Annotated in this window: 18 protein-coding genes and 2 riboswitches; of the genes, 7 read left to right on the forward strand and 11 right to left on the reverse strand. The window is 59.8% G+C overall.

Features of this window, described 5'->3' with window-relative positions; translation table 11 throughout:
- The first annotated feature begins 43 nt into the window (after positions 1-43).
- On the forward strand, positions 44-916 hold the full coding sequence (locus MCRY_RS04225; RefSeq protein ID WP_085628241.1) for an inositol monophosphatase family protein: 873 nt from the start codon (positions 44-46) through the stop codon (positions 914-916).
- Positions 917-919: 3 nt separating this feature from the next.
- Here the strand turns inward: MCRY_RS04225 and MCRY_RS04230 are convergent, their stop codons facing one another.
- From MCRY_RS04230 to MCRY_RS04255, 6 genes are all read right to left on the reverse strand, one after another.
- Positions 920-1561 (reverse strand): NAD(P)-dependent oxidoreductase, encoded by a 642-nt coding sequence (locus MCRY_RS04230; protein WP_238939408.1) that lies wholly within the window; start codon positions 1559-1561, stop codon positions 920-922.
- On the reverse strand, positions 1558-1728 hold the full coding sequence (locus tag MCRY_RS22800; protein WP_176234494.1) for a hypothetical protein: 171 nt from the start codon (positions 1726-1728) through the stop codon (positions 1558-1560). Before MCRY_RS22800 ends, MCRY_RS04230 begins: the two co-directional genes overlap by 4 nt.
- Before the next feature lie 154 nt (positions 1729-1882).
- Entirely contained in the window at positions 1883-4726 is a 2844-nt protein-coding gene (gcvP, locus tag MCRY_RS04240) for an aminomethyl-transferring glycine dehydrogenase (RefSeq protein ID WP_085628243.1), read from the reverse strand.
- A gap of 134 nt (positions 4727-4860) precedes the next feature.
- Positions 4861-5220, reverse strand: coding sequence for a glycine cleavage system protein GcvH (gene gcvH / locus MCRY_RS04245; RefSeq protein ID WP_085628244.1), 360 nt, complete (start codon positions 5218-5220; stop codon positions 4861-4863).
- 19 nt (positions 5221-5239) lie between these two features.
- Complete coding sequence (gcvT, locus tag MCRY_RS04250; protein ID WP_085628474.1) at positions 5240-6364, reverse strand: glycine cleavage system aminomethyltransferase GcvT; 1125 nt, start codon at positions 6362-6364, stop codon at positions 5240-5242.
- 89 nt (positions 6365-6453) lie between these two features.
- Positions 6454-6520, reverse strand: a riboswitch (glycine riboswitch).
- 3 nt (positions 6521-6523) lie between these two features.
- Positions 6524-6610: riboswitch (glycine riboswitch) on the reverse strand.
- A 37-nt stretch (positions 6611-6647) separates the two neighbouring features.
- On the reverse strand, positions 6648-7118 hold the full coding sequence (locus MCRY_RS04255) for an RrF2 family transcriptional regulator (RefSeq protein ID WP_085628245.1): 471 nt from the start codon (positions 7116-7118) through the stop codon (positions 6648-6650).
- 92 nt (positions 7119-7210) lie between these two features.
- Here MCRY_RS04255 and MCRY_RS04260 point away from each other — a divergent pair, with 92 nt between their 5' ends.
- Positions 7211-7774, forward strand: coding sequence for a gamma-glutamylcyclotransferase family protein (locus MCRY_RS04260; RefSeq protein ID WP_085628246.1), 564 nt, complete (start codon positions 7211-7213; stop codon positions 7772-7774).
- A complete protein-coding gene (locus MCRY_RS04265) occupies positions 7774-9021 on the forward strand; it encodes a DUF2254 domain-containing protein (RefSeq protein WP_085628247.1) in 1248 nt (415 codons plus the stop codon). The genes MCRY_RS04260 and MCRY_RS04265 overlap by 1 nt, the downstream gene beginning before the upstream one ends.
- Here the strand turns inward: MCRY_RS04265 and gltX are convergent.
- Positions 9018-10355, reverse strand: coding sequence for a glutamate--tRNA ligase (gene gltX / locus MCRY_RS04270; protein WP_085628248.1), 1338 nt, complete (start codon positions 10353-10355; stop codon positions 9018-9020). The genes MCRY_RS04265 and gltX overlap by 4 nt on opposite strands.
- A gap of 167 nt (positions 10356-10522) precedes the next feature.
- On the opposite strand from gltX, the gene MCRY_RS04275 reads away from it, so the two are divergent.
- Positions 10523-11449 (forward strand): MBL fold metallo-hydrolase, encoded by a 927-nt coding sequence (locus MCRY_RS04275; RefSeq protein WP_085628249.1) that lies wholly within the window; start codon positions 10523-10525, stop codon positions 11447-11449.
- Positions 11450-11491: 42 nt separating this feature from the next.
- On the forward strand, positions 11492-11884 hold the full coding sequence (locus MCRY_RS04280; protein ID WP_085628250.1) for a metallopeptidase family protein: 393 nt from the start codon (positions 11492-11494) through the stop codon (positions 11882-11884).
- A gap of 48 nt (positions 11885-11932) precedes the next feature.
- Here the strand turns inward: MCRY_RS04280 and MCRY_RS04285 are convergent, their stop codons facing one another.
- A complete protein-coding gene (locus MCRY_RS04285; protein ID WP_085628251.1) occupies positions 11933-13330 on the reverse strand; it encodes an MORN repeat-containing protein in 1398 nt (465 codons plus the stop codon).
- Positions 13331-13485: 155 nt separating this feature from the next.
- Between MCRY_RS04285 and MCRY_RS04290 the strand changes: the two genes are divergently transcribed.
- Positions 13486-15147: an NAD+ synthase gene (locus MCRY_RS04290; protein ID WP_085628252.1), complete on the forward strand. Its 1662-nt coding sequence runs from the start codon at positions 13486-13488 to the stop codon at positions 15145-15147.
- A gap of 17 nt (positions 15148-15164) precedes the next feature.
- Here the strand turns inward: MCRY_RS04290 and hppD are convergent, their stop codons facing one another.
- Positions 15165-16259, reverse strand: coding sequence for a 4-hydroxyphenylpyruvate dioxygenase (hppD, locus tag MCRY_RS04295; RefSeq protein WP_085628253.1), 1095 nt, complete (start codon positions 16257-16259; stop codon positions 15165-15167).
- 126 nt (positions 16260-16385) lie between these two features.
- Here hppD and MCRY_RS04300 point away from each other — a divergent pair, with 126 nt between their 5' ends.
- Positions 16386-16853, forward strand: coding sequence for an Lrp/AsnC family transcriptional regulator (locus tag MCRY_RS04300; RefSeq protein ID WP_085628254.1), 468 nt, complete (start codon positions 16386-16388; stop codon positions 16851-16853).
- Between the two features lie 84 nt (positions 16854-16937).
- Here the strand turns inward: MCRY_RS04300 and MCRY_RS04305 are convergent, their stop codons facing one another.
- Together MCRY_RS04305 and MCRY_RS04310 are read right to left on the reverse strand one after the other, a co-directional pair.
- Complete coding sequence (locus tag MCRY_RS04305) at positions 16938-17750, reverse strand: trypsin-like serine peptidase (RefSeq protein WP_238939407.1); 813 nt, start codon at positions 17748-17750, stop codon at positions 16938-16940.
- An 85-nt stretch (positions 17751-17835) separates the two neighbouring features.
- Positions 17836-18597 carry an NAD kinase gene (locus MCRY_RS04310; protein ID WP_085628255.1) on the reverse strand — a complete coding sequence of 254 codons (762 nt, stop codon included), beginning with the start codon at positions 18595-18597 and terminating at the stop codon, positions 17836-17838.
- Between the last annotated feature and the right edge of the window lie 148 nt (positions 18598-18745).

Below are 18745 nucleotides of genomic sequence, written 5' to 3' on the forward strand. Positions count from 1 at the left end.
TGGCATGCCCCGGACAGCCCATCACAAGAAATCGAGTCGCCCGATGTCCGATAGCCTTCCCATGACAATCCCAGCCCCGCTGACCCCGGCCCAGCGCACGCAGATCATCAACCTCGTGCGCCGCGCCGCGCGGGCCGAAATTCTGCCGCGCTTTCGGACGCTGGGCACCAGTGACATCGACCAGAAATCAGGACCGATGGATGTGGTCACTGCGGCCGACAAGGAAGCGGAAAAGATGATCGTGCGCGGTTTGCTTGCGATGTTCCCCAACGCTTTGATGGTCGGTGAAGAAAGTGTGACTGATGAAAAAGTCGCGGCGCTTGCCGATGCGGAAATGGGCTTTACCATCGATCCCGTTGACGGCACTTGGAACTTTGCGCATGGGTTGGCGACCTTTGGCGTGATCCTGTCGATGACGCGCTTTGGTGTGCCCGTGTTTGGCCTGATCTATGACCCCATCACAGACGAAGTTCTGATTGCAGACGAGACAGGCCCCGCGCAAGTGATGGCACCGCGCCGCCCCGCCCGCAACGTTTCAGTGTCCAAAGGCGGGCCGGTTGAATCGCTTAGCGGCTTTGCCTCGGTGTACAATGTCCCGGACGACAAACGCACCGACCTGATGGGTCTCATGACACGGTTTCAACGGCTCTACATGCTGCGCTGCGCCGCGCATGAATTCCGTATGGTGGCCTTGGGGCATATGGACTTTGTGCTTTGCTCGAACCTGACACCTTGGGACCATGCCGCAGGGGCTTTGATCGTCCAGCGCGCCGGTGGCCACGTCGCCTGTCTTGACGGATCAGAGTATCGCGCGCAGATGCGTGAAGGCTATCTGCTCTGTGCGTCGGATGCAGCGACTTGGGGCCGGGTGCGTGACGCCATGTCGTTCCTGTTGGACGACACCGCCAAAGCCTGATTTTCAGCGCGTCAGCACAACATCCGCTTTGACGTCCAACCCCTGCTCGACCGCGTCGATCAGATAATGCGCCACGCTGGACCGGGAAATCAGCCCGTTGCGCCAAGTCTTGGGGTCCCGCAAGGCGCGATACGCATCGGTGCGTGCGCCCTTGGTCAGGATCACCGGACGGGCAATTGTCCAATCCGTCGCTGACGCCATGATCAGGTCTTCCTGACGGTCTTTGTCGGCATAGGGCTTACCAAGGATGGCGCGATGACCCGTCCTTTCGACCCAACTCATTGCCGTCTTGCTGCGTCCTGCGCCAAATCCAGTGACAACCACAAGCCGCGATACATCCGATGTTGCCATTGCCTCTAGCAACACCCGTGTTGTTTCCGAAAAGAGGGTCTCTTCTTCCCACAACATGGCCAGGCGCTCGGTGATACCAAGCGCATAGACGACGGCTTGCGCACCGCTTAAGGCCCGCGCCACATCCTCTGCCGATGTCGCATCGCCCTTGAACGGCTCGACAAGGTCGGTCGCGTCAAGGCTGTCAGCGCTTCGGGCAAAGGCGCGCACGGGCAAACCGCGTCGCACCGCCTCGTCCAGTGCGGAGCGCCCAATGCCAGAGGTCGCCCCCATAATCAGGATAGGTTTGGTCAATTCTGAAGATCCTCGAAATGCGCCGTATACCGACGATGCTGCGCCCGATCATGTTTCAGCGCCAAATCGCCGCGATAGGCGGACACGGTCACGACCGGGATCGCCTTCTGCTCATCAGCGAGCGTCTTGGGCCTGATGTGACCGAACCATGTTCTCAACTTCTGCAAAAGGTGTCTCATACCCAAGCAACGTAGCGCTGTCCGATTGGTTGCAACGCCCTCGCCAGTTTTTTCCGATTGCGACACGCTTCAACGAAACAGGCCGGGCAAAGAACCCGGCCTGAACTCTCATAGGCGCACTGTCGCGCCTGTGGCCCAGCAGTTACTCGGCCGCCTCGGCATAGTCCTCCATCGGCGGGCAGGTGCAGACCAAATGCCGATCGCCATAGGCGTTGTCGACACGGTTGACCGGCGGCCAGTACTTGTCGACCCGGAACGCGCCTTTGGGAAAACAACCCTGCTCACGGCTGTAAGGCCGATCCCAGTCGCGCACGAGATCTTCCATCGTATGCGGAGCAAGCTTCAACGGGTTTATTTCGCGATCCATCTCGCCCGCTTCGATCGCTCGGATCTCGTCGCGGATTGCCAGCATCGCATCACAGAACCGGTCCAGCTCGGCCTTGGTTTCCGACTCCGTCGGCTCCACCATCAGAGTACCCGCAACAGGCCAACTCATGGTCGGCGCATGGAAGCCCGCATCCATCAGACGTTTCGCAATGTCTTCCACTGTGACGCCAGCAGTTTTCTCGAACGGACGCACATCAAGAATACACTCATGCGCCACGCGCGCTTTATCGCCACGGTACAGCACGTCAAATGCCCCTTCGAGCCGTGTCGCAATATAGTTCGCGTTCAGGATCGCCACGCGCGTCGCCTGTGTCAGGCCTTCGCCCCCCATCATCAGGCAATAGGCCCACGAGATCGGCAAGAGCGACGGTGACCCAAACGGCGCCGCACTGACAGCCCCCTCACCCGACACCGGATCACCCGGAAGGTGCGGGATCAGGTGCGCTTTCACACCAATCGGCCCCATGCCCGGCCCACCGCCACCATGCGGAATGCAGAATGTCTTGTGCAGGTTAAGATGGCTCACATCTCCACCCAGATCGCCGGGCCGCGACAGACCGACCATGGCGTTCATGTTGGCTCCGTCGATATAGACCTGACCGCCGTGCTCATGGGTGATTGCGCAGACGTCCTTGACCGTGCCTTCGAACACGCCATGGGTCGACGGGTAGGTGATCATCGTCCCGGCAAGGTTCTTGGAATGCTGCTCCGCCTTGGCGCGGAAATCCTCAAGGTCGATCGAGCCGTTGTCGTCGCACTTCACCGGCACCACTTTCCAACCGACCATCTGCGCCGAGGCAGGGTTGGTCCCATGCGCATTGACCGGGATCAGGCAAATGTTGCGATGCCCCTGCCCATTTGCGCGGTGATATCCGGCAATCGACAAAAGCCCTGCATACTCCCCCTGCGCGCCCGAATTGGGCTGCATGGAAATCGCGTCATAGCCAGTGATTGTGCACAGCTTTGCGTTCAGATCCCCGATCAGCGCATGATACCCACGCACCTGATCGTTGGGCACATAAGGGTGAATATCGGCGAACTCGCGCCAGCTCACCGGCATCATCTCGGCCGCTGAATTGAGCTTCATCGTGCACGACCCAAGCGGGATCATCGCGCGGTCCAGCGCCAGATCGCGGTCCGCAAGACGGCGCATGTAGCGCATCATCTCGGTCTCGGCCCGGTTCATGTGAAACACGTCATGTTGCAGATACTCGGAGGTGCGGATCAACCCGTCGGGCAAGCGATATTCCGGTGTTAGCTCATCATCCGATTTGAGCAGACCAAAGGCCCGCCATACCGCCTCGATGGTCGCTGGGCGCGATTTCTCGTCCAGGGTGATACCGATCTTGGTCTTGCCAACGGCCCGCAGGTTCAACCCCTCGCGCACCGCCGCCTGCAACACGCCGCGCTGCAGGAGCCCCACATCCACGGTGATCGTGTCAAAATAGGCTGCGGGCTCGACCTTGAAACCGGCAGCTTCCAACCCCTTGGCCATACGCACTGTCTTGCGATGGATGCGCTGCGCGATCGCCCGCAAGCCTTTGGGTCCGTGGAACACAGCATAGAACCCAGCCATCACAGCCAACAGCGCTTGCGCCGTGCAAACATTCGACGTCGCCTTTTCCCGGCGGATGTGCTGCTCGCGGGTCTGCAAGGACAACCGGTAGGCCTTGTTGCCATGGCTGTCGATGGAGATACCGACGATCCGACCCGGCATTGCGCGCTTATAGTCGTCCTTGGTCGCCATATAGGCCGCGTGTGGACCACCATAGCCAAGGGGAATCCCGAACCGCTGGGTTGATCCCACAGCAATATCCGCGCCCATCGCGCCCGGCTCTTTCAGCAGACACAGCGCCATCGGATCAGCAGACATGATGGCAATCGCGCGGGCACCATGCAGCCGCGCAATGTCATCAGTGAAGTCCCGCAGGTGGCCATATGTGCCCGGATACTGGAAGATCGCCCCGAACACCGCCTCGGGGTCCATGTCAGCCACATCCCCAACAATCACCTCTATGCCCAAAGGCGCCGCGCGCGTCTTTATGACCGAGATGTTCTGCGGGTGACAGTTCTCATCTACAAAGAACGCTGTGGCCTTCGACTTGGCCACACGCTGCGCCATGGTCATCGCCTCGGCACAGGCCGTCGCTTCATCCAGCAGTGATGCGTTCGCAATCTCCAGTCCAGTCAGGTCGCTGACCATGGTCTGGTAATTCAACAGCGCCTCAAGCCGCCCTTGGCTGATCTCGGGCTGATATGGCGTATAGGCCGTGTACCAGGCCGGGTTCTCAAAAATGTTCCGCTGAATCGCAGGCGGAGTGACCGTGCCGTGATACCCCATCCCGATGAGCGAGGTCAGAACCTCGTTCTGCGACGCGACCTCGCGCATGTGGTACAACAGTTCCCGCTCTGACAGCGCTTTGCCAAAATCCAACGGTTCGGCCTGACGGATGTTTTCGGGCACCGTCTGAGCAATCAGATCGTCGAGCTTTGACACCCCGACCGTGGCCAGCATCTCGGCCATCTCCGCAGGGGATGGGCCAATGTGACGCCGGTTGGCAAAATCATACGGCAGATAGTCGATGGGATCATAACCCATGTCGCTCTCCTTGCGGTTCGGAACGGCGCACCGTCCCCTGCTTCTTCTTTTTCCAAATATGCCAGCGCCACGGCAGCCAAAGTGTCGTCCAGCCGGGGCGATGCGAAGGGCGGACAACTCCGCCCCTCAGACGATCAGCCGATGTATTTCTTGTACGCGGCCTCATCCATCATGTCGTCCAGCGCCGACATGTCTTCGATCTTCAACTTAAAGAACCAAGCCTCGCCCTCAGGGTCTTCGTTGACCTTGCTCGGTTCTTCGACCAGCGCTTCATTCACTTCAGTGATTTCACCGTCGAGTGGCGCAAGAATGTCCGACGCGGCCTTGACCGACTCGATCACAACAATCTCGTCATCCTTGCTGACAACCGTGCCTTCCTCGGGCAGTTCAATGAACACCACATCGCCCAATTGTTCGGCGGCGTGTGCCGTGATGCCAACAACCACTTCATCGCCTTCGACGCGCAGCCATTCATGTTCTTCGGTAAATTTCATGTGGTCCCTCTTGGTATGATTATCGTTTGAACCCTGCCGCCACGAAGGGCAGTTTGGCAACAGAAACAGGAAGCCGTTTGCCCCGGACTTCGCCAAAAAGATTGGTGCCGATTTCAGCATGGGCAGCGTCGACATAGCCCATCGCAACAGGGGCGCCGACAGTTGGGCCAAACCCGCCCGATGTGACGGTGCCAACCGGAGTTTCTGCATCGGCCACGGCAAAAAGCACAGTGCCTTCACGCATCGGTGCACGGCCTTCAGGAAGAAGTCCAACGCGCTTGCGATCGGCCCCCTTCTGCATCTCGCTTAGAATACGATCATCGCCAGGAAACCCGCCTTCGCGGTCGCCACCAGACCGGCGCGCTTTCTGGATGCCCCAGGTCAATCCGCCTTCGACCGGGGACGTTGTGTCGTCGATGTCATGGCCATACAGACACAGCCCCGCCTCAAGGCGGAGCGAATCCCGTGCGCCAAGACCGATGGCCTCCACATCCTCGTGGGCCAGCAACGCCTGAGCCAGTTCTTGGGCCGCCGCCAAAGGCACGGATATTTCATATCCGTCTTCGCCGGTGTAACCGGACCGCGACACCCAGCATTCGGCCCCCGCAATCGGGACAGTGGCTACATCCATAAACCGCATCTCGGCCACTGACGGGTGATGTTCTGCCAACACGGCTTCGGCCTTCGGGCCCTGCAACGCCAAAAGCGCGCGGTTCTCCAAAAGCTTGACTGTCACATCCGGCTCTAACCCGGCGCGCATGCGTGCCACATCCGCATCTTTGCAGGCCGCATTCACGACGACGAACAGGTGATCACCCCGATTGGCGAACATAAGATCGTCTTCGATCCCGCCTGCATCATTGGTGAAAAATCCATAGCGCTGGCGGCCTTCGCCCAGTCCCAGCACATCCTGCGGGATCAACCGCTCCAAAGCAGCTTTGGCGACCTCAGGGTTGTCGGCCCGCAAAATGACCTGCCCCATATGGCTGACATCGAAAAGCCCCGCGGCCGCTCGGCAATGAAGATGTTCCTTCATCACACCTGCCTTGTACTGCACCGGCATTTCGTATCCCGCAAATGGGACCATCTTGGCGCCCAGCGCAACATGCAGATCGTATAGCGGTGTGCGTTTCAAATCGCTCACGCGGCATCCCTTCGTGTCAGACCGGGCGCATGTGATACGACAACCGGCATATTCCAAATCGCGCAAAATGCGCGTTCGTCCTATGCCCCCTCTGTCCTTTTGCCTGAGATCGTTATCCCTTCGGCGTTCCGGGTCACGCCCGAAATCTCTCCAGAGTTTATGTCCGCGACGGTCCTTCGGCCTGAGAGTTTCCGGGGGCGGTTGCTCCTTCGGCACCGGTCGAACCGGTTCTCCCATCGTGGATGACGCGAGTGGTAGACCGTTTTCGCAACGGCCTCAAGTCTCAAACTGCGAGCGCGGCTTCTCTGGCAGCGCAAGCGCGTTCGGGGTTCAAGATGTCCAGAAGGTCGGCATTGGTGCACACAAGCGCGTCCAGCGTGATCGGATCAAGCGATAGATAGAACGCCTCGACCGCGTCGGTCAAAGCCGTCCGCAGACGACACGCATCTTTCAGCGGACAGGTGTTGTCGACATCGGCAAAACACTCGGCCAGCGGCACCGGTGCCTCGAGCACGCGGAACACGTCGCCGATCCTGATCTGATCTGCCGGACGCCCCAACTCCAAACCGCCATTGCGCCCGCGTTGGGTGTGAAGGAACCCAAGTTGCCCAAGTTGGTTGATCACCTGAGCTAGGTGGTTTTCCGACGCATTACAGCGTTCCGCAATTTCTGCCTTGGTCACAAGACGCCCCGTATTGGCGGCGCAGAACATGAGGACACGCATCGCGATGTTGGTTCGTTTGGTGACACGCAAGGCAGTCATCCTTTCAGATCGGTTGGCCAAACCTACCGGATCATGCAAAGCTGTCTTTGATATACATCAACCATTCGTGAGCAGATAGCCCCGTGAAGCACCCGCATTTTTTCGGCTACGGATCACTGGTGAACCGGAACACCCACAGCTTTACCCCACTTCATGCCTCGCACATCACCGGTTGGCGGCGCGTCTGGCAACGTGCGCCGAACCGCCCAGCAGCCTTCCTGTCTGTGATTGCCGAAGCCGAAAGCGTCATCGACGGAGTCATCGCCCCCGTTCCCAACGACGACTGGGTCGCTCTGGATGCGCGGGAGTTTTCCTATTCCCGCCTTGCTGTCACCGACGCGGTTCAGCACACAGCGCAGGATGTACGTGACATCTCGATCTACGCCATCCCGCCGGGTAATGCGGCGCCACCGGACAAGGATCACCCGATCCTGCTCAGCTATGTCGATGCGGTTCTGCAAGGGTATCTGCGTGAATTCGGCGAAGCCGGGGCTGAAAGGTTCTGCGCCACCACCGAAGGCTGGAACACCCCCGTACGCAACGATCGCAGCAATCCAGTCTATCCTCGGGCGCAAAAGCTCTCCGCAGCAGAACAAGCCTTTGTCGATGACATGTTGCTGACCCTGCGCGCCAAGGTGTTTGCCTGATGCGCGAACGCATCTGGCTTTGGCTGACCCGGCTTTGGCGGCGCCCCGGCATCCGAATTTCAGCCTTTGGCAGCGCAGCCTTGCTGGTGGCACTGTTCGCACCGCTGTTTGATCAGTTCCTGCCCGACTCACTGGCCCAACGCTTCTCACGCGACGCGGTTCTACCGATTCTGAACATCCTCGCCTCGTCGATGCTGGCGGTCACCACCTTTTCACTGGGCATCATGGTGCAAGCGTTTCGCTCGGCGGCAGGTCAGGCAACGCCGCGTGTGTACCGGCTATTGATGCAGGATATGACGACCCTCAACGTCATGTCGGTCTTTGTGGGCGCGTTCCTCTTCTCGCTCGCCTCCATCGTCATGTTCCGCGCCGGGTTCTACGGCGACTCCGCTGCTGTGATCGTCTTCGGTCTGACCATGGTCTGCATCCTGATGATCGTTGTCGCGATCCTGCGCTGGATCGCCCATCTCAGCCAATTGGGCAGCCTGCACCACACCCTGACCTTGGTGGAACAATCCGCGACGCAACCGCTGGAACGGTTGGCCAAAACCCCCAACCTAGGCGCCCGCCCCGCGAGCGATGCACCGCGCGCACCGGACAGCTCAAAAGCACTCCTCTCACCGAGATCGGGCTATGTGCAATTCATCAGCCTGGCCGAACTCAACGAACAGCTCGAAAAACAGGACGCGACGCTTTGGGTGTACACCCCCCCCGGCAGTTGGGTGCTCAAGGATACGCCAATGGCCTATGTCGATGGCGAATGCGATTTGGACGCGCTGCTTGAAAACTTCACTCTGGGGGATGAACGCACCGTCGAACAGGATGCCCGCTTCGGCCTTGTGATCTTGTCCGAAGTCGCCTCGCGAGCACTGTCACCCGGTGTGAACGATCCCGGCACTGCCATCGACGTGATCCACCGCATCGAACGCATCTTGTGGTCGCTGGGCCAGGGCATGAGCGACCCAGAGCGTGACGCCAAACCCAAGTTCGACAGGGTCATCATCGGCACGGTGTCAGCGAACGATCTTCTGCATGACGGGTTTGCCAGCCTGATGCAGGACGGTGGCGACCGGTTTGATGTGATGGCGCAGATGCTTAAAGCTGCGAACCGGCTCAGCAAAAGCGACTGGTCGGATTTGGCGAATGCCGCTGAAGAGACCCGCGCTGCCACGCTAGGGATCATCGACCGCCGGATCGACGACCCCGACGCGGTCAAAGCTCTGCATCAAAAAGCCAAAGAAACTTAGGCTTTCGCGAGTTTGCGTGCTGGAATGGTTTGCAACACGGGTAGCAGATCGGCCATTTCCGGCCCCCGCTCTTGCCCGGTCAGCGCCTTGCGCAGCGGCATGAACAGACCCTTGCCCTTGCGGCCTGTCGCCTCTTTCACGGCGCTGGTCCAACTGCCCCATGCATCCGGGCCAAGTGGGCCCTCGGGCAGCAGAGCCATCGCTTCTGCAATGAATTCTGCGTCTTCATCCGCGACCATCGGCTCCGCGCCCTCGGCACAGAGCGCCCACCATTTGGCGATATCGTGGCGCGTGGTGATGTTGTCGCGTGCCACGTTCCAAAACGCTTCGGCCTTGTCAGCCGGAACGCCCAGCGCATCCAGATCGCCTTTGACGGCCGTCACATCCAGCCCGTGCAACTTGCGCGCGGTCAGCGGGAAAAGGTCCTCAAAATCGAACTTCGTCGGCGCAGAGCCAAACTGGCTTAGGTCAAACCCATCCGAGATCTCTTCGAGCGACAATCGCAATTCCACCGGCTGTGACGAACCCAGCCGCGCCATCAGGCTCAGCAATGCCTCTGGCTCAATGCCCTGCTCGCGCAGATCGCGCAGCGCCAGTGTGCCCAGGCGCTTGGACAGCGACTCGCCCTGCGGCCCCGTCAGCAGCGAATGATGCGCAAAAGACGGCACGGTGCCGCCCAGCGCGCGGATGATCTGGATCTGCGTTGCGGTGTTGGTCACGTGATCGGACCCGCGCACGACGTTGGTCACACCCATCTCGGTATCGTCTACAACCGACGCAAGCGTATAAAGGATCTGCTTATCCGCCCGGATCAGCACCGGGTCGCTGACGCTGGCCGCATCAATTGAAATGTCGCCAAGGATGCCATCGGTCCATTCGATCCGTTCCTGGTCCAGCTTGAACCGCCAGACGCCATCGCCCCGCTCGGCGCGCAGTTTGGCCTTTTCATCTTCGGACAAGGCAAGCGCCGCACGATCATAAACCGGCGGTTTGCCCATGTTCAGCTGTTTCTTGCGCTTCAGGTCCAATTCGGTCGGTGTCTCGAACGCCTCGTAGAAACGCCCCATCTCGCGCAGCGTGTCGGCTGCCGCGTGGTACTGGTCCAACCGCTCGGACTGCCGCTCAACACGGTCCCATGTCAGGCCCAACCACTCCAGGTCATACTTGAGCGCATCGACATATTCTTCCTTTGACCGCTCCGGGTCGGTGTCGTCGATCCGCAGGATGAATGTCCCACCGGACTTGTGGGCGATAAGGTAGTTGAACAAGGCGGTGCGCAGGTTGCCGACATGGATGTAACCAGTGGGTGACGGGGCGAAACGGGTGGTTGTCATGGACTGTGTCTCCTGTTGACCGCGCTTTCACACAAAGGGATGCTTTTGTCCAGAAAGCCCCGCACCAATGCTCTGCACGATTGCACAGTCACGAAGCCGTGAATGAACAAGCTTTGGTCGGTTTTGCAGCTACACTCCTTCCCAGATAAAACAGGGGAGCGATCAATATGTCCGAATTTTCCATGTCACGCCGCAGCCTTCTTGCCGGGGCCGCCGCCCTTCCGATGGCAGCAGGTCTTGGCATCACCAAGGCAAGCGCCGCCGGTCACATGCAAGGGGCTCAGATCCCCCGCGTAAACCGTTTCGGCGTCGGCGATTTCGAAGTCACCACGATGCTCGTTGGCAGCCGCACAGTGGAAGAACCGCAAACGATCTTCGGTATGAACGTCAGCGCCGAAGAATTCGCAGCCGCGTCAGCCGAAGCGCGCATTCCGATCGACAAGGCGCAGTTCTTTTTCACGCCGACTCTTGTCAACACAGGCGCTGAACTGATCCTGTTCGACACCGGCCTCAACGGGGCAGCTACCGCGCAGGCGGTAGAAATGGCAGGCTATACCGCCGATGCCGTAACCCATGTCGTTTTGACCCACATGCACGGTGACCACATCGGCGGCCTGATGACCGACGGTGCAGAGACTTTCAGCAACGCCGCCTACATCACCGGTCAGGCGGAGTTCGACCACTGGTCGGGCACCGACAACGAAGGCTTTGCCAACAACGTCAAACCGCTGGCGGAAAAAATGTCCTTCCTTGGCGATGGCGACAGCGTCACCTCGGGCATCACGGCGATGGCCGCGTTTGGGCATACGCCGGGTCACATGACCTTCATGCTCGACAGCAATGACCAGCAGCTTCTGATCCTTGCCGACCTGACCAACCACTATGTCTGGTCTCTGGCACATCCCGATTGGGAAGTCCGTTTCGACATGGACAAAGCCGCCGCTGCTGCATCGCGCCGCAATGTTCTGGGCATGCTGGCGACAGACGCGGTTCCGTTCATCGGCTACCACATGCCTTTCCCGGGTGTGGGCTATGTCGAAACACGCGGTGACGGCTTCCACTATGTGCCACACAGCTATCAGCTCTTGCTCTGATCTTGGCTTGACGCGGTCAACTTGTGCGGTGCTGATACACGGATGACCGCACAAGACGATATCGACGACATTACACGCTATGCCGAGGCAGCCCTGAACGGGCTGCCTTTGCCGTTTCGGGACCTATGCCAGGACGTTCTTCTTCAGGTCACCGACTGGCCACCCGACGATGTTCTGGCCGATCTGGAGATCGACGATCCGCTGGAACTGACCGGGCTCTATGACGGCATCCCCCTGACCGAGAAATCCGCCGGTGATCCGTCGCCCTTTCCCGATCAGGTTTGGCTTTATGCCGAACCCATCCTTGCCGAATGGCGCGACCGAAAATCAGTGACGCTTCAGGATTTGGTAGCCCATATCGTCGCGCATGAAATTGCGCATCACTTTGGCTGGACCGATGACGAGATTGCCGAAGTGGACCGCTGGTGGGAATAGCCCGGCCAAAGTTTGCAAACCCGCGCACCGAGTTTGCAAACACTCACATCACCCGTCCGTCAAAGCCCCGTTGATCCATTCACCCGTGGCGGTTTCACCCGAGCCATAGCGCATCGTGCCAGTGCCCTGACGTTTGCCGTCTAGGAACGTGCCCTCGTAGACATCGCCATTGGCATAGGTCGCGGTCCCCTGACCGCTGATCTCGCCATTCTGCCAGTCTCCGACGTACTTGAACCCGTCGGCCATGGTGATCTCGCCCTGCCCATGACGCTGCCCGTCCGCAAACTGACCAACATAGAAGGTGCCATCAGTGTAGGTCGCTGTGCCCTGCCCGTGGCGCTGCCCGTCCAGCCATTCGCCTTCGTACTTGTAGCCGTCAGGGTATGTCATGACGCCATAGCCGTGGTTGCGTGCGTTCTTGAAGTCGCCCTCATACACAAGCCCATTGGCATAAACCGCACGGCCCTTGCCGTCGATCACACCATCGATCCAATCGCCTTCGTAGGTCGACCCATCCGGATAGGTGATCTTGCCCTCACCATTGGCAAGATCGCCCCGGAACTGGCCTTCGTAGACAGAGCCATCGGGATAGGTGACCTTGCCGATCCCTTCGATCTGCCCAGCCACCCATGCGCCTTCGTAACGGTAGCCGTCGGTGCCAACGAACATACCTTGCCCGTGGCGCAGGTCGTCCTTGAACTCTCCTTCGTAGACATCGCCGTTGGCATAGCGCACCGTGCCCTGCCCGTCGCGGCGTCCAGCGACAAGCTGGCCTTCGTAGACATCACCGTTGGATTGGGTCAGCGTGCCGATCCCGTCGATCTGCCCGTCTTTCCACATTCCGTCATAGACCAGACCGTCTGGCATGGTCAGTTTGCCCTGCCCTTCGCGGTCACCATCCGCGACGCGGCCCTCATAGGTCGACCCATCGGGATAGGTGATGGTCCCGTTGCCTTCCTTAACACCATTGATCCAGTCGCCTTCGTAGACATAGCCACCCGGGCTTTGCATCGTGCCACGCCCGTGATGCAGCGCATTGCGGAACGATCCTTCGTAGCGCACGCCATTGGCATAAAGCGCCACGCCCTGCCCGGTGATCTTGCCGTCGAGCCACGATCCTTCATAGGTCGACCCATCTGCAAACACGATCTTGCCGATGCCCTCGGGCTTGCCCTTGGTGAACTGGCCTTCATAGACCGAACCGTTCGGGAACCGCGCCACACCGTCGCCGCGAATCTCGCCCTCGACCCAGTCGCCGGTGTATTCATAGCCGTTCGGCAAACGGTAGGTGCCGGTGCCATGTTGCAACCCGTTTAGGAACGTCCCCTCGTACACGCCCCCATCATCGTATTGCTTGGTCTGCACCTCGCCGTCCTGCGCCACAGCGCCCTGTGCGAGGATAAGTGCGACGGCCGCACCCAGAATGACTTTGCTGCCCGGTCTCATTTGTTCGCTATCCCACTCATGTCCGTTGCCATGACCCTGTCCCCGAAACCTATGCGAGCAGGCGGGGTCAGACAATGTCTTATCCCACAAGTGGCTTTCCCTCGCGCGGGGTTCTGCTATGTCACCCGCGATATCGGCAAAGGAAGGACCGCCCCATGTCGGATCGGTTTCGCATCACTCTGGCGCAGTTGAACCCCACCGTGGGCGATCTTGCCGGCAACGCCGCCAAGGCCCGTACGGCATGGGAAGAGGGCAAAGCGGCCGGGGCCGATATTGTCGCGCTACCCGAGATGTTCCTGACCGGGTATCAGGCCCAAGACCTGATCGTGAAGCCCGCCTTCGTGGCCCATGTGCAATCCGAACTGACCGCACTGGCCGAGGCCTGCACAGACGGACCCGCACTTGCGATTGGTGGTCCAAGCGTTGGCGAAGACCTCAAGCTGCACAACAGCTACTTCGTCCTGCAGGGCGGCAAAATCGCCTCGACCGTGCACAAATACTTCCTGCCGAATTTCAATGTCTTCGATGAAGTGCGCCTGTTTTCGCGCGACATGATGCAGGGGCCGGTGGCGGTGAACGGTGTCCGGATCGGCATGCCGATTTGCGAGGACGCATGGTATCCAGACGTGGTCGAAGCGCACGAGGAAAGCGGCGCGGAATTCATCCTTGTGCCCAATGGGTCCCCCTATTTCCGCGACAAGTTCGAGACCCGCCTGAACCACATGGTCGCCCGCGTGGTCGAATGCGGATTGCCGCTGATTTACCTCAACATGGTCGGTGGACAAGACGATCAGGTCTTCGACGGCGGATCGTTTGTGCTGAACCCCGGCGGTGTGCCCGCGGTGCAATTGCCGACCTTCGACGAGGTCATCAGCCATGTCGACCTAGAGCGCACCGACAATGGCTGGCGCGCGTTGGATGGCGATTTCACCCAGCATCCCGATGCGATGGAACAGGATTACCGCGTCATGGTCACCGCGCTGCGGGATTACATGGCCAAGACTGGATTCAAGAAGGTTCTGCTTGGCCTGTCCGGCGGGATCGACTCTGCCATCGTCGCGACCATTGCAGTAGATGCTTTGGGCGCAGAGAATGTGCGTTGCGTGATGCTGCCATCCGAATACACGTCGCAAGGATCTTTGGACGATGCAAAGGCAGTGGCCGAAAACTTGGGCTGCCAGTACGATTTTGTACCAATTGGTAAAACTCGCGATGCTGTCACCAAAACGCTCGGCCCATTGTTCGAAGGCACGAAGCCCGATCTGACCGAAGAAAACGTCCAGTCTCGCATCCGGGGTCTGCTGCTTATGGCGCTGTCCAACAAGTTCGGTGAGATGTTGCTGACCACCGGCAACAAGTCCGAAGTCGCAGTGGGCTATGCCACGATTTATGGCGACATGGCGGGTGGCTATAATCCGATCAAGGACATGTACAAAACCCGCGTTTTCGATTGCTGCCGCTGGCGCAACGCCAACCATCGCGCTTGGATGATGGGGCCAGAGGGCGCTGTGATCCCCGAGGCGATCATCACCAAGCCACCTTCCGCCGAACTACGCGAGGATCAGAAGGACAGCGACTCCCTGCCCGACTACCCGGTGCTGGATGGTATCCTGCAAATCCTCGTGGACGAAGACGGCTCCATCGCGGATTGCGTCGCCGCCGGGTATGACCGCGCCGATGCCAAGCGGATCGAGCATCTGCTTTACATCAGCGAATACAAACGATTCCAGTCCGCCCCCGGCGCGCGCCTGTCGAAACGCGCCTTCTGGCTGGACCGACGCTATCCCATCGTGAACCGCTGGCGCGACCCAAGCTAGGGGCCGCGCCGCATCAGTCAGCTTGCCTTGAGAACGCCGCGTTCGATCTGGTCGGCTTCGATGCTTTCGAACAGGGCTTTGAAGTTGCCTTCGCCGAACCCATCATCGCCCTTGCGCTGGATGAATTCGAAGAAAATAGGCCCGATCACGGTTTTCGAGAAGATCTGCAGCAGGATGCGGGTCTCACCTCCGCCGACCACACCTTCGCCGTCGATCAGGATGCCGTGTTTCTGCATCCGGTCGATCGGCTCTTCATGGCCGACAACGCGGGTTTTGCTCAGCTCGTAATAAGCCTCCGGCGGAGCCGGCATGAATTTCAGGCCACGATCCGCGATCTCGTCCACCGCGTCATAGATGTCGTGGGCGCCCACAGCGATGTGCTGGATGCCTTCGCCCTTGTAGCGTTTGAGGTATTCCACGATCTGCCCGGTCTCACCCCGGTCCTCGTTGATCGGAATACGGATGCGTCCGCAGGGCGAGGTCAGCGCGCGACTTAGGAGGCCGGAAAACTTGCCTTCGATGTCGAAGAAACGGATTTCCTTGAAGCCGAAGATTTTGCCGTAGAAGTCGAACCACGTGTCCATATTGCCCTTGTGGACATTGTGGGTCAGGTGATCGAGGTAATGGAATCCCACACCTTCGGGATTGGCGGTGGAGACCCAGTTGAATTCGTCATTATACGGGTTCTGGCCGTAGTATTTGTCGATGAAATAGATCAGCGACCCGCCGATCCCGACAATCGCAGGCACATCCATCGCCTTGTCATCGCCATCATAGGGCGTGGCGCCCAGCATCACTGCGCGATCATAGGCGTGTTTCGCGTCAACCACGCGCCATCCCATCGATGGGGCGCAGGGGCCGTGTTCTTCCACAAAGCGCATCGCATGACTGCCGGGTTCGTTGTTGATGATGTAGGTGATGTCGCCCTGCTGCCACAACTCGATCTGTTTGGTCTTGTGCGTGGCGGTGTGGGTGTAGCCCATCTTGGTAAAGAGCGCCCGGAGCGCGTCGGGGTCGGGGTGGGCAAATTCGACGAATTCGAACCCGTCGGTCCCGGCGGGGTTTTCGTTGGTGATCGTTGCTTTCGGCGCATTGTGCGGGAACGGACCCATGGCATCCTCCTTGTTTTCACAAAGATTACGGCGTCAGACATGCGTCGTGCGCTCATAGTTGCACGCGCTTGATGTTAATTACGCGCTGATCTTGCATGATTTCACCAAAAGATGCAGATTTCTCGCATGAATTCGCTTGACCCCAAAGACATCAAACTTCTTGCCCGGTTGCAAAGGGACGGCCAAACTTCGGCGCAGGACTTGGCCGAAGACCTTGGCATGTCGGCATCCCAGATCAGCCGACGACGCCAGCGGCTCGAAGCCGAAGGCTATATCATGGGCACGCCATGCCGTTTGAACCCCGCACGGCTTGGCCTGACGGTGCAGGCGTTTATTCAGGTAGAGACACGCGCCCAGAGCAACGGCACTCATCAATCCATCAAACGACTGGTTGCCACGACACCCGAGATCGTCGCGGCGTGGACGCTGACCGGAGAGGCCGATTACATCTTCCGAGTTTACTGCTTGGACCTTTCCGCGCTCAACCGGTTGGTGCAGGAGGTTCTCTTGCCGCACGACTCGATCGGGCGGGTGCACAGCCAAATCGTGATGGATCAGGTTAAAGACGACACCGCTCTGCCCTTGCCGCGCTGACCGGGGTACTGGGCACGCCTTTTACAAAAGGCGTACAGGCTTTTACGGAAAAGCCTTACACGGCCTTTCGAAAGGCCGTGCCCTTCAATCCACTTTGATGAACCGCGCCCCGCCTGCGCGTTCGCCGACACTAACGCGCCGGGCCCCTGCGGTCACCGGCGCGCGCGCCGCATCATTGCGCATGTCGCGCATCATGGCGCTGACAGCGACAGGCAGCGACATGCCAATGGCCTCTTTCTCGGCATTGGGCGCGGTGGACATCATCGACACCACCGACACGATGCGCAGCCGCCCCTGATCGTTGACAAAGACCGGCGCACCGGATGACCCGAAGGTGACATCGCAGTCAAAGCTCATCAGACCACCCCGGTAGGTCTGCTTGTGGCGACAACCCGATTCACGCTGAAGCGACGTGTTTCGACCCCTGCCATAGGATACAAGGATCACAGAACCCGCATCCATCGCGCGGTCGTGTATGCGAAATGGTTCGGCCTCGGTGCTGAAAATCGGACTGTCGAGACGCAGCAGCGCAAGATCGGTGCGCACCTGCTCGGTCAGGGAAGCGTCCAGAGACTCAAGGTAGCCGTGGGACAGAACAATCCGGGTGACCCCCCGGATAGCTGCTGTGAAGTCATGGGTCAGGCCCGCACTAAAGCGCATGCGGTCTATTGGCAGCACGGTACGGGTGGCCTCATCAACCACGCAATGAGCCGCCGTGAGAACCAAGTCGCGGGCGATGAGCGTGCCGGTGCAGGTGCCGATTGACGTGTCGAGCCGACCAACGCCTTCCCATCCCAAGACCTCGCCCCGGTGATCCAGACGGTCGCGTTCCTGCGCTGCAGCTGCAGTGGGAAGACACATCAGCGCCGCCAGAAACAGAATGTGAAGACCCCGCATGTTCCATGCCTTTCACCGTTGACCCCTGTGCAAGGTAGCGACCGGAGATGGCACAAGATGGGCGGTTTTGCGACGCGGTTGGGCCTTAGACGAACTGCTCGCGGATCAGCCGTTCCTCGAGCCCGTGGCCCGGATCGAACAGAACCCGGTGTGCGATCGAGGGTTCTGACCGGATTTCGACCCGCACGACGTCACGCACGGCACGGGCGTCGGCTTCGGCCATGACTGGCCGCTTGTCAGGGTCAAGCACTTCGAAAGTGACCTCGGCCGTCTTGGGTAAGAGCGCGCCGCGCCACCTGCGGGGCCGGAATGCGGCCATTGCGGTCAGTGCCAGAACGTCGGAGCCAATGGGCAGGATGGGACCGTGGGCGGAGTAGTTGTAGGCGGTGGATCCAGCAGGGGTGGCAACCAGAGCGCCATCACAGACCAGTTCGGACATGCGGACCTTGCCATCGACACTGATCCTCAATCGCGCAGCCTGTGGCCCTGCCCGCAACAACGAGACCTCGTTGATCGCAAGCGCCCGTTGTGTGCTGCCGTCCTGTCGCGTGGCCAACATCGAGAGCGGGTTGATCACCTCTTCCTGTGCCTGCTCAAGCCGCTCTTCCAGATCGTGTTCAGAGTATTCGTTCATCAGAAAGCCGACTGTGCCGCGATTCATCCCGTAGACCGGGGCGGGCAGGTCTTGTGTCCTATGCAGGGTTGCCAGCATGAACCCGTCGCCGCCCAGTGCAACGATCACGTCTGCACCGTCTTCGTTGTGGTCGCCATAGCGGCGGGTCAGCCCCGCTTTGGCCGATTGGGCAATCGGAGCAGAGCTGGCGGCAAAGGCGATGCGCAGGGACATATGTTCGGGTTCCTATCGGGGTCGTGCCGTTCCGAAACAAGCACAAACACCTGCCGCACGCCAGACATGGCGCAGCTTTGTGTCGTGTGGTCGCTTTCCAACCTTTGCCTTTTGGCGCGACTCCTATACGTAACCGCCAAAGATTGAC

It is taken from the genome of Marivita cryptomonadis (assembly GCF_002115725.1).
Taxonomy (GTDB): domain Bacteria; phylum Pseudomonadota; class Alphaproteobacteria; order Rhodobacterales; family Rhodobacteraceae; genus Marivita; species Marivita cryptomonadis.